Genomic DNA, 9329 nt, shown 5'->3' with positions numbered 1-9329 from the left:
TTCACCGCGGCGTGCTGATCCGCGATTACTAGCGATTCCGGCTTCATGTAGGCGAGTTGCAGCCTACAATCCGAACTGAGAGAAGCTTTAAGAGATTAGCTTAGCCTCGCGACTTCGCGACTCGTTGTACTTCCCATTGTAGCACGTGTGTAGCCCAGGTCATAAGGGGCATGATGATTTGACGTCATCCCCACCTTCCTCCGGTTTGTCACCGGCAGTCTTGCTAGAGTGCCCAACTAAATGATGGCAACTAACAATAAGGGTTGCGCTCGTTGCGGGACTTAACCCAACATCTCACGACACGAGCTGACGACAACCATGCACCACCTGTCACTTTGCCCCCGAAGGGGAAGCTCTATCTCTAGAGTGGTCAAAGGATGTCAAGACCTGGTAAGGTTCTTCGCGTTGCTTCGAATTAAACCACATGCTCCACCGCTTGTGCGGGCCCCCGTCAATTCCTTTGAGTTTCAACCTTGCGGTCGTACTCCCCAGGCGGAGTGCTTAATGCGTTAGCTGCAGCACTGAAGGGCGGAAACCCTCCAACACTTAGCACTCATCGTTTACGGCGTGGACTACCAGGGTATCTAATCCTGTTTGCTCCCCACGCTTTCGAGCCTCAGCGTCAGTTACAGACCAGAGAGCCGCCTTCGCCACTGGTGTTCCTCCATATATCTACGCATTTCACCGCTACACATGGAATTCCACTCTCCTCTTCTGCACTCAAGTCTCCCAGTTTCCAATGACCCTCCCCGGTTGAGCCGGGGGCTTTCACATCAGACTTAAGAAACCGCCTGCGCTCGCTTTACGCCCAATAAATCCGGACAACGCTTGCCACCTACGTATTACCGCGGCTGCTGGCACGTAGTTAGCCGTGGCTTTCTGGTTAGATACCGTCAAGGGGTGAACAGTTACTCTCACCCTTGTTCTTCTCTAACAACAGAGTTTTACGATCCGAAAACCTTCTTCACTCACGCGGCGTTGCTCGGTCAGACTTTCGTCCATTGCCGAAGATTCCCTACTGCTGCCTCCCGTAGGAGTTTGGGCCGTGTCTCAGTCCCAATGTGGCCGATCACCCTCTCAGGTCGGCTATGCATCGTGGCCTTGGTGAGCCGTTACCTCACCAACTAGCTAATGCACCGCGGGTCCATCCATCAGCGGCACCGTAAAGCGCCTTTCAAAACGAAACCATGCGGTTTCGATTGTTATACGGTATTAGCACCTGTTTCCAAGTGTTATCCCCTTCTGATGGGCAGGTTACCCACGTGTTACTCACCCGTTCGCCACTCCTCTTTTTCCGGTGGAGCAAGCTCCGGTGGAAAAAGAAGCGTTCGACTTGCATGTATTAGGCACGCCGCCAGCGTTCGTCCTGAGCCAGGATCAAACTCTCATAAATAAAAGTTAGAACAATCTTGCGATTGTTAAGCTCAATTTGTTTGCTAGCATATTGCTTGCTTGTTAAAAATGTTTGTTGTCTTGAATTGAATCAAGACGCCCTACACATTTGGTTTGTCTTACTTTGTTCAGTTTTCAAAGGTCTACGTGATAATTGAAACACAACTGCCTCAACTTATCGTTTGTGGTTGCCGTAGCAACTTTTATATCTTAGCAAACTCTCGGATGATTGTCAACTATTTTTTAAAAGTTTTTTGAACTCGTTTTTCACGAGGTCGTTTTAGCAACTCACTTATAATAACTTGTTGTTTGTTATTTGTCAACAACTTTTTTCATCTCTTCTTTTGGAGAGACAACATTCCTTGATGAATTTCTCAAACAACACTAGTTATATTAACATGTGTTTTTCTATTCGTCAAGCATTATTTAAAGTTTTATTTACACTATTAAAATCAGTAATAAACAAAAAACAACAAAAAAAAATATACCATTTATTCTATTTAGTTGTCAATCACTATTTCTGATAAATCTATCTGGTATACTTTCAATTCTGATCCTCTTTATAGTAGAAATACGAAAAAGTCGAAATGTTTTATTTTGGAATATACGATTTGCCTCTTACACTTTTTGCTAGTTATCACTAGTTTCTTTACGAAAAATATGCAACGCGCCTTTGGTAATAAGCCAAAAAACCAGAGAACAGGCAAGTGAGATTTTGATTCTTTGGCTTGTTACTAAGGAAAAACCGATGATCCCAATTGTCTTTTTCAGTATGTAACACAATTGGATACAGTCTATTCATGTAAAATCAATTGCTCCATCAATCGTTGATCGTAGCCAACAAACAGCGCATCATCGATGATGATCAAAGGACGTCTTAAAAGATGACGTTGCGTTTTGCACAAAAATAGAAGTTGATCTTCCTGTTTTTTTGGAAGTCCAGCTTTAATTTTTTTGAATTCAAATGACCATGTAGTAAATAATTGTTCAATATCTGCATTTTCAAAACTACATAACTCTTTGACTTCTTTATTACTTAAAGCTCTACTTTCTAGATCAACAAATTGATAAGATAAGTTCTTTTTCTCTAACCATTGGATGGCTTTAACCGTTATGGTGCAATTCGTTGAACTATAGATTTTGATATTCACAACGTCTCCTCCTATTCTTACGAATACAAGACACTATGTTTCATATAAATCAAGTTTCTTGCGACACCTCGTATTTCTCTAGGAATAAATGCTCGTATTTCATCTTCATTGAATCCAATCAATACTCTTTTTTCATCAAGTAGAATCGGACGTCTAAGTAAAGATGGGTATTCTTTGAACAAGCGGATCATTTCTTTTAAGGATAAATCATTAAAATCGATCCCTAATTTCTCATAAACTTTTGAACGAGTAGAAATAATATCTTCGACTCCACCTTCTGTTGCGGCCAATATTTGTCGTATCTCATTTTCTGATAGAGGTTCTGCAAAGATATTCTTTTCTTCAAAATCAAGATGATTCGTTTGTAACCATGCTTTGGCCTTTCTGCAAGATGTACAGCTAGGCGAAGTGTATAGTTTTATCATTTTCTCACTCCTTTTTAATTGTAATCCCATTCTAAACGTAATATCAAAATAATGCCAGTCATACGCTATCCCCAAAATAAATAAAATTTGTTTTTGTTCATAAAATTGTTATTTAAACAATCACATAAAGGTTATATTCTTTTTATAAACAACGGTTATTTAAAATTTACATAAATAATTACAGTTATTTATTTTTTTGAATAAAAAAGCAAAGCAAGTGTATTTTTACTCGCTTTGCTTTTCGTCATTTATTTGATTTTTTTAACTTTACAACCTGTTTCTTTAATAAAACGTGAAGGTTTTAATTTTCTTTTCCCTTTAAACTCAGGTACACATAAATAAAGACGATTCCTTGCCCTAGTCATTGCAACATAAAAAAGACGCCTCTCTTCCTCAATCGTCGTTAATGGTTCGATTTTCAACTCACTTTTCAGTCTTTTGTCTTTTGCTACCGCGCCATTGTAAGGAATCATCCCTTCATTACAACCGATTAAAAAGACGTTACGATAACTTAAACCTTTGCTTTTATGAATACTCTGGATACATAAGGCATCTAGTTTCCCCTTACGATAAGCAATCAACCTTGTTTTTAGTTCTGCTGCAATTCCTTGGATCTCAAGATACAATTTTTTCAATTGTGGGATCGTTGGATATTGTCTGACAGTCTCCAGCAACCATTCTTTGTCACCTTGCTCGATTTCTTTATTCGGTCTTGGCAAGCGACAATAGGCCTCAATCAGTGAAACACATGACCGCTTCGTTGGTTGATCAAATGTTTCCAGCGCGCTTACAAATGTCTTTAGTTCTTTTTCTCTAGCTTCTAAATTAGGCCGCCGTTTTAAAATATAAGCGACAATATCTTGGTCACTGTTTTTATTAGAGAAAAATTGGTCACATTCATTTGTTTTCAGATAACAATTAATCATCAACTGTCGTAACAACTGTTGGTGTGCTTGCACTTTTATCGGTGTTGCCGCATCATACCAACCGATAAACTTTTGATAAAATTGATAAAAAAGCTTAATTCCATAGATTCCCGCATATTGGGTATCTGCTTCTAGTACAAATGGAATATCTGTTTGGATCAAACGTTGCACCAATGCTTGTGTTTGTGATAATGAGCGATATAAAATAATAGATTCTTTGTATTTTCCTTTGTCTTCTATAAAAGCATATACTTGCTGAATCAACCAGTCACTTTCCTCTTGTACCGTTTTAAATGATAATGCCTGTAATACGCCTGGTTCCTTTTGTGCTGGTACCATCGCTTTAGGTATGCGATCCTTTTTATTGTACGTGATCAATCGATTAGCTCCTTGAACGATCGACGCTCGCGAACGATAATTGGTCAATAGAAAGAGTGTTTTTGTTGGATATTCTTTTTCAAACTGTTTGATATAATCAGGTTCTGATCCTCTAAAGCCATAGATACTTTGATCATCATCTCCAACGATGATCAACTTGATTGGCGAGTCTTTCGTAATCAACTGAACGATTGCCCATTGCAAAGGATTCGTGTCTTGAAACTCGTCGATAAACAAGTAATCGTATTTTTGACCTACATATCTTCTGACATTTACATGAGAGAGGGCATTTTTCAAATTTTGTAGAACATCATTGAATTCAAAAAGTCGTTGCTTTTGTTTTTCTTCATATAGTTCAGTCATTAATTGATCCATACGCTCAGAGATAGGTTGACGTGGGTCTTTTTCAATGGAATCAAATCTCTTTTTGATCAATTGGATGATCTCCTGTTGGGAGAGATTCATGTTTTGCCAATAATCCAATCTGTTAGCAATCGTTTTCTCACCATACTGATCGAAAGAATATAGTTGATATTTTTTTATTAGTTTCTGCAGTAAAAGATTTACTTTATATGGTGTGTCTTTAGAAAACTCACCTTGAATCCCTTCGGCAGAAAGATCCGGAAACTGCCGTTTGATATCACTGTACAGACGATAAAAAATACTATGAAAAGTTCCGATCGTTACATTCGTTTTTCTTTGACTAAAATTATCCACCCGTTTTTTCAATTCATTGGCAGCATTTCGAGTAAAGGTAATCATTAAGATCCTTTGCTCTTCTACTTGTTCTTCATTCATCAGATATACAGCTTTTGCACATATCGTTTGTGTTTTTCCACTTCCTGCACCTGCAATGATTCGTAAGTGTTTGCTCATATCATAAGTGATTGCTGCTTTTTGTTCATTATTGAATCGATTATAAGAACGCTTCTCAATATGTTCAAAAAATGATTCATTTGGCTGTTCTTCCTCATGTTGTTCTTCTACCAACCCTGGTGCTTCCCCATATGCAGCTTCATAACTAGCAATTATTTCTTCTTGCATTCGAAAAATTTGTTGGAGCTTTTTATATTTTCTTTCCCAATGGCTGATTTCTCTTTGCAATCGAAGAATTTCTTTCTCATTTTCTTGATTGATCATCTTCCCCATCTTTCTTTTATTTATTTTCTACTCCATTTATTTTCTTTATACTACCAGACCTTTACAAAAAATAAAATGGGGCTTCACCCTTTTACGATCGTGGTCTTAGGAAGAAACAAAAGAAACTCTACTATCAACTGATGTATTTGATGAGTTCCTAAAACTACATGAGAACCCCAAAAAAGCAAAACCCACTTTTCCTTTACCTTTCAAAGTAAAAATAACCAGTCAAATCCAAAAATGATTTTCCATCATTCAAGATTTGACTGGCTATTTATCAGAATACTATTTTTCATTCATGAACAGTTACTATTAGTAGCTGTACTCTTTCACTGCACTTGACTTACGAACGACTAATTGCCAGTGTAAATTGTGTGCAGTTTCATTGTCTTCATCTGCGCAATTGAGAACACGAACCATCAAACTATTCTCATAGATTTTTTCAATTTCTGCTTCAATTGGAGAACAAAATAAATCTGATACAAATGCGTACGTTTTACCGACTTCAAATAGATTTTCATTTTCCATGCTATTTCCTCCATTATGTTGTGCATACGGCACAACTTCTTTTGATAAAATTTCGAATCTGTTACCTTTATTGACAAACCCACCTTCTTAAAGGCTTGCATTTTAACATAGACTACCTTGTTGTTGATATCAGAAGGCAACAACATAAGGGGAAGGGGAGTTGCTGCCTTCTATTAAGAAGTTGGTAAAACAAAAATATAAGAACGTGCCACTTACATTTATCTTCGCAACCTCTACTAATTTTTAACATAAATTTTTAAACATAACACAGAAATATCATAAAAAGTTCTTTTGGCATCAAAACTGTTAAATAATCTCACTCTTTTTTGGTGTAATCGTACGTTTAGTTGAAAATTTAAAGATGATTTGATAGTTTTACAGGAAATTTTTTAATTATTTAGAGATAAACATGTCTTTTATTTTTTACATAAGAAAAAGCTTTTCATTCTTATATAACAAATATGTTACAAAATTCACTTAGTTAACGATTTTGATGTCAAAACGTCCTTTTATGAATCGAAAAACTTTTTTTATGTCTTTTCGCTTATTATAGTATTCGGAGGTACGTATAGAGATGAAAAATAAAGTGGTAAATCGAATATTGGCAATATTATTCAACGGAAAACAAGATGAAGAAGATATGACTTACATCCAAGTGAAGTTTGCTCTGGAAGTTTTGCTGAACAATCTTGGAAAACTTGCTGTCGTTTTTGTATTTTCTTTATTGACAGGCACGTGGGCAGAAACAGGAATGACTTTCCTTTCATATATCTGTATTCGCAGATATGCTTACGGTCTCCATTCCGATTCTGAATTTGTTTGCTTACTTTGGACTTTGCTTTATTTGTGGGGGGTTCCCTTAGTAATGAAACATTATCAATTGACTTTCTCTTTCCCTATGATGGTCCTTTTGTTAATTGTTTGTTTTTTCCTTTTGCTTCGCTATGGATCAAGAGGCACAGCCCTTAACCCAATTGCACCAGAGAAACGCCCACCCCTACTAAAAAAAGCAATTTTCATGTATCTTTTATTTGCAGTACTCACATTATTTTTCTCTGCTTCTTACTTTTCTACCTATTTACTACTTGGGATTATTTTAGAAATAGCTACGTTGCTTCCAGTTACAAATTACATGATGAATATTGGAGGAATTTTTTATGAAAAAAACAATCGTTAAACAATTAACTAACCTTTCTGATTTCTTTGTATCTGGCTGTTGCTTCGGTATGAGCTCAGAATTTAAAATACCTGAAAAATTAAAAAAATAATATTATAAATATGCTATAATTTGGGAAAACGCAATGGGAGCTGTGCTTTATGTTTTTGTGGTCCATAGCCTTGCAATATCTGATTTACACAAGTTCTATCTTAATCATCAATTCCCAAATTAAAAATAAATACCTATTTTCTACGTTTAGTCTCTTGGCAGCAGCCCTGTTGGGAATACTTTACCCGATTTTAGGTATTTTTTCTGCACTTGTCGCAATTGCCATGTTGAGTCTACTTTTCTTTTTCTTTTCATCCTCGCGCCAACATATGATCTACGCATTACCTTTGGGATTATTAGCTTCCATTTTAGGCGATCATTTGACGAGCGTTGCGGATTTTTTAGTATTGGAATCTGCTGTCATTGAACCTGGAGATGCATTACAATATTTCCATATAACTGTATCAGCGATTTTATCTTTATTATTTGCGTATGGATTCAAAAAGTTTTTAGATAATTGGTCCGCTAGTGTTGACCGTCGAATGATTGGTACAATCGGTTCATTGGTTTTACTTACCTACTATATCATTATTTTTTATACACGATTTTCTGGTGAAACGCCAAAAGTACTAGCATTAAATACGAGCTTTTTTATCCTTTATCTGTGTGTCGGCCTAATTATCTTGATTTACTATTGGAAAATATCAAATAAAAAGATGGCAGATCAATTATTGGAACAACGCATCCAATTGCAGCAAGATTACATTAGAGATCTAGAAAAAAATTATCAAGAGCTTAGAGAATTTAAACACGATTATCAAAATCTGTTGTTTTCTTTGAATAGTTATATTTCTGAAGGCGATCTTGAGGGCTTACAAAAATATTACAACCAAACGATTTTACCTACACGTGAAATGATGAATCTCTTCCCAGCAAACCTTAGCTTACTAGACAAAATGAAGGTACCTGAAATAAGAAGTCTATTCTCTTTAAAATTAATGATGGCACAAGAAAAAGGTATCTCTGTCCAATTGACCGTTCCAGATGAAATCGTCATTGGTAAAAAATATACGATCAATTTGGTAAGAATGCTTGGTATTATTCTTGATAATGCAATCGAAGGTGCAACAATAACCAAAAAGAAAAAAATCGAAGTGCTGATCATCAAGAAAAAACAGTCGTTGATGATACGCGTCATCAACACTACTACGAATACGTTTCCATTGAGTAAGTTAAAACAAAAAGGCTTCTCGACGAAAACAAATCCCAAAAATGAAGGATTAGGTTTATTTATTCTTGATGAGTTAACAAAAACGAATCCTTATCTTTTTCTTGAAACATCGATTGAGAATCAGCGATTTTCACAAACAATCCATATACAATTAAAGGAGTAATTTTATGATTCCCATTTACATTTGTGAAGACGATCCGAAACAACTGGAAGTCATCTCTACAGTAATCAAGAATCGGATCATGATTGAAAATTTGGATAGTTATGTCCATATTGCAACTTCTGATCCTATTGAACTCCTCAATGCAGCAAGGATACGTACGTCTTCTTTTGGTATTTATTTTTTGGATATCGAACTGAAAGACAGTGAATTAGATGGCATTGCCATTGGAAAACGAGTACGTGACTTGGACTCGCTTGGAAAAATCATTTATGTTACTTCACACACCGATCTTTCCATGACGATTTTGAAAAGCAACATTGAGCCGACTGATTATATCATCAAAGAAGATATTTTTGATCTTAAAGAAAATGTTGAACGTATCTTAAGTAAGATATTCGAAGATTTCCAAACTGCGCCATTACAAAAGGATATTTTTAGAATTGAATTCAATGATGAAATCAAATTTTTACCTATTCGAGATATCCAATACTTTTCTACTGCTCAAGGTACTCCTCATAAACTGGAGGTCCATTTGACACATGCCCAAATGCAGTTTTACGAGAAGATAAAAGATATCGAAAAGAAAAGTCAACACTTTATCCGCTGTCACAAATCTTATGTCATCAATACCCAAAATGTCCAAACAATCAATAAGAAAACACGAGAAGTGACTCTATCCAACGGGGAAGTGATCCCTGTTTCGATTCGTGGGCTAAAGAAGTTGATTTCTTGAAAGACAATAAAATAAATAATTTCTTTTTAATAAAGAAACGAAGAATGAATGAAAA

Annotated in this window: 7 protein-coding genes and 1 rRNA gene (1 of these 8 running past the window's edge); 3 read left to right on the top strand and 5 right to left on the bottom strand. The window is 36.2% G+C overall.

Features of this window, described 5'->3' with window-relative positions:
• The 5 genes from IGJ14_RS02155 to IGJ14_RS02135 form a co-directional block, all read right to left on the bottom strand.
• Window positions 1-1393: ribosomal RNA gene (locus IGJ14_RS02155) — 16S ribosomal RNA — on the bottom strand (it extends 168 nt beyond the left edge of the window).
• Between the two features lie 793 nt (window positions 1394-2186).
• On the bottom strand, window positions 2187-2543 hold the full coding sequence (locus IGJ14_RS02150) for an ArsC/Spx/MgsR family protein (protein WP_019724105.1): 357 nt from the start codon (window positions 2541-2543) through the stop codon (window positions 2187-2189).
• Between the two features lie 17 nt (window positions 2544-2560).
• Window positions 2561-2968 carry a transcriptional regulator Spx gene (gene spx, locus IGJ14_RS02145; protein WP_019724106.1) on the bottom strand — a complete coding sequence of 136 codons (408 nt, stop codon included), beginning with the start codon at window positions 2966-2968 and terminating at the stop codon, window positions 2561-2563.
• 248 nt (window positions 2969-3216) lie between these two features.
• Window positions 3217-5421, bottom strand: coding sequence for an ATP-dependent helicase (locus tag IGJ14_RS02140; RefSeq protein ID WP_195476161.1), 2205 nt, complete (start codon window positions 5419-5421; stop codon window positions 3217-3219).
• A 303-nt stretch (window positions 5422-5724) separates the two neighbouring features.
• Window positions 5725-5940 (bottom strand): hypothetical protein, encoded by a 216-nt coding sequence (locus tag IGJ14_RS02135; RefSeq protein ID WP_010736344.1) that lies wholly within the window; start codon window positions 5938-5940, stop codon window positions 5725-5727.
• A gap of 574 nt (window positions 5941-6514) precedes the next feature.
• Between IGJ14_RS02135 and IGJ14_RS02130 the strand changes: the two genes are divergently transcribed.
• From IGJ14_RS02130 to IGJ14_RS02120, 3 genes are all read left to right on the top strand, one after another.
• Entirely contained in the window at window positions 6515-7117 is a 603-nt protein-coding gene (locus IGJ14_RS02130; protein WP_010736345.1) for an accessory gene regulator B family protein, read from the top strand.
• A 140-nt stretch (window positions 7118-7257) separates the two neighbouring features.
• Entirely contained in the window at window positions 7258-8541 is a 1284-nt protein-coding gene (locus IGJ14_RS02125) for a sensor histidine kinase (RefSeq protein ID WP_195476163.1), read from the top strand.
• A 4-nt stretch (window positions 8542-8545) separates the two neighbouring features.
• Window positions 8546-9274, top strand: a complete 729-nt coding sequence (locus IGJ14_RS02120) for a LytR/AlgR family response regulator transcription factor (RefSeq protein WP_010736348.1) — start codon at window positions 8546-8548, stop codon at window positions 9272-9274.
• Window positions 9275-9329: the final 55 nt, after the last annotated feature.

The sequence above is a fragment of the Enterococcus sp. DIV1304_2 genome (genome assembly GCF_050555445.1).
Taxonomy (GTDB): domain Bacteria; phylum Bacillota; class Bacilli; order Lactobacillales; family Enterococcaceae; genus Enterococcus_B; species Enterococcus_B pernyi.
The sequence above is the reverse complement of the archived record's forward strand: the minus strand, read 5'-3'. Positions and strand labels throughout refer to the sequence as shown.

Bases quoted from the DNA above. Each gene is read 5' to 3' on its own strand.
- IGJ14_RS02140 (WP_195476161.1), bottom strand. From the start codon at position 5,421: ATGGGGAAGATGATCAATCAAGAAAATGAGAAAGAAATTCTTCGATTG.
- spx (WP_019724106.1), bottom strand. From the start codon at position 2,968: ATGATAAAACTATACACTTCGCCTAGCTGTACATCTTGCAGAAAGGCC.
- IGJ14_RS02125 (WP_195476163.1), top strand. From the start codon at position 7,258: ATGTTTTTGTGGTCCATAGCCTTGCAATATCTGATTTACACAAGTTCT.
- IGJ14_RS02130 (WP_010736345.1), top strand. From the start codon at position 6,515: ATGAAAAATAAAGTGGTAAATCGAATATTGGCAATATTATTCAACGGA.
- IGJ14_RS02135 (WP_010736344.1), bottom strand. From the start codon at position 5,940: ATGGAAAATGAAAATCTATTTGAAGTCGGTAAAACGTACGCATTTGTA.
- IGJ14_RS02120 (WP_010736348.1), top strand. From the start codon at position 8,546: ATGATTCCCATTTACATTTGTGAAGACGATCCGAAACAACTGGAAGTC.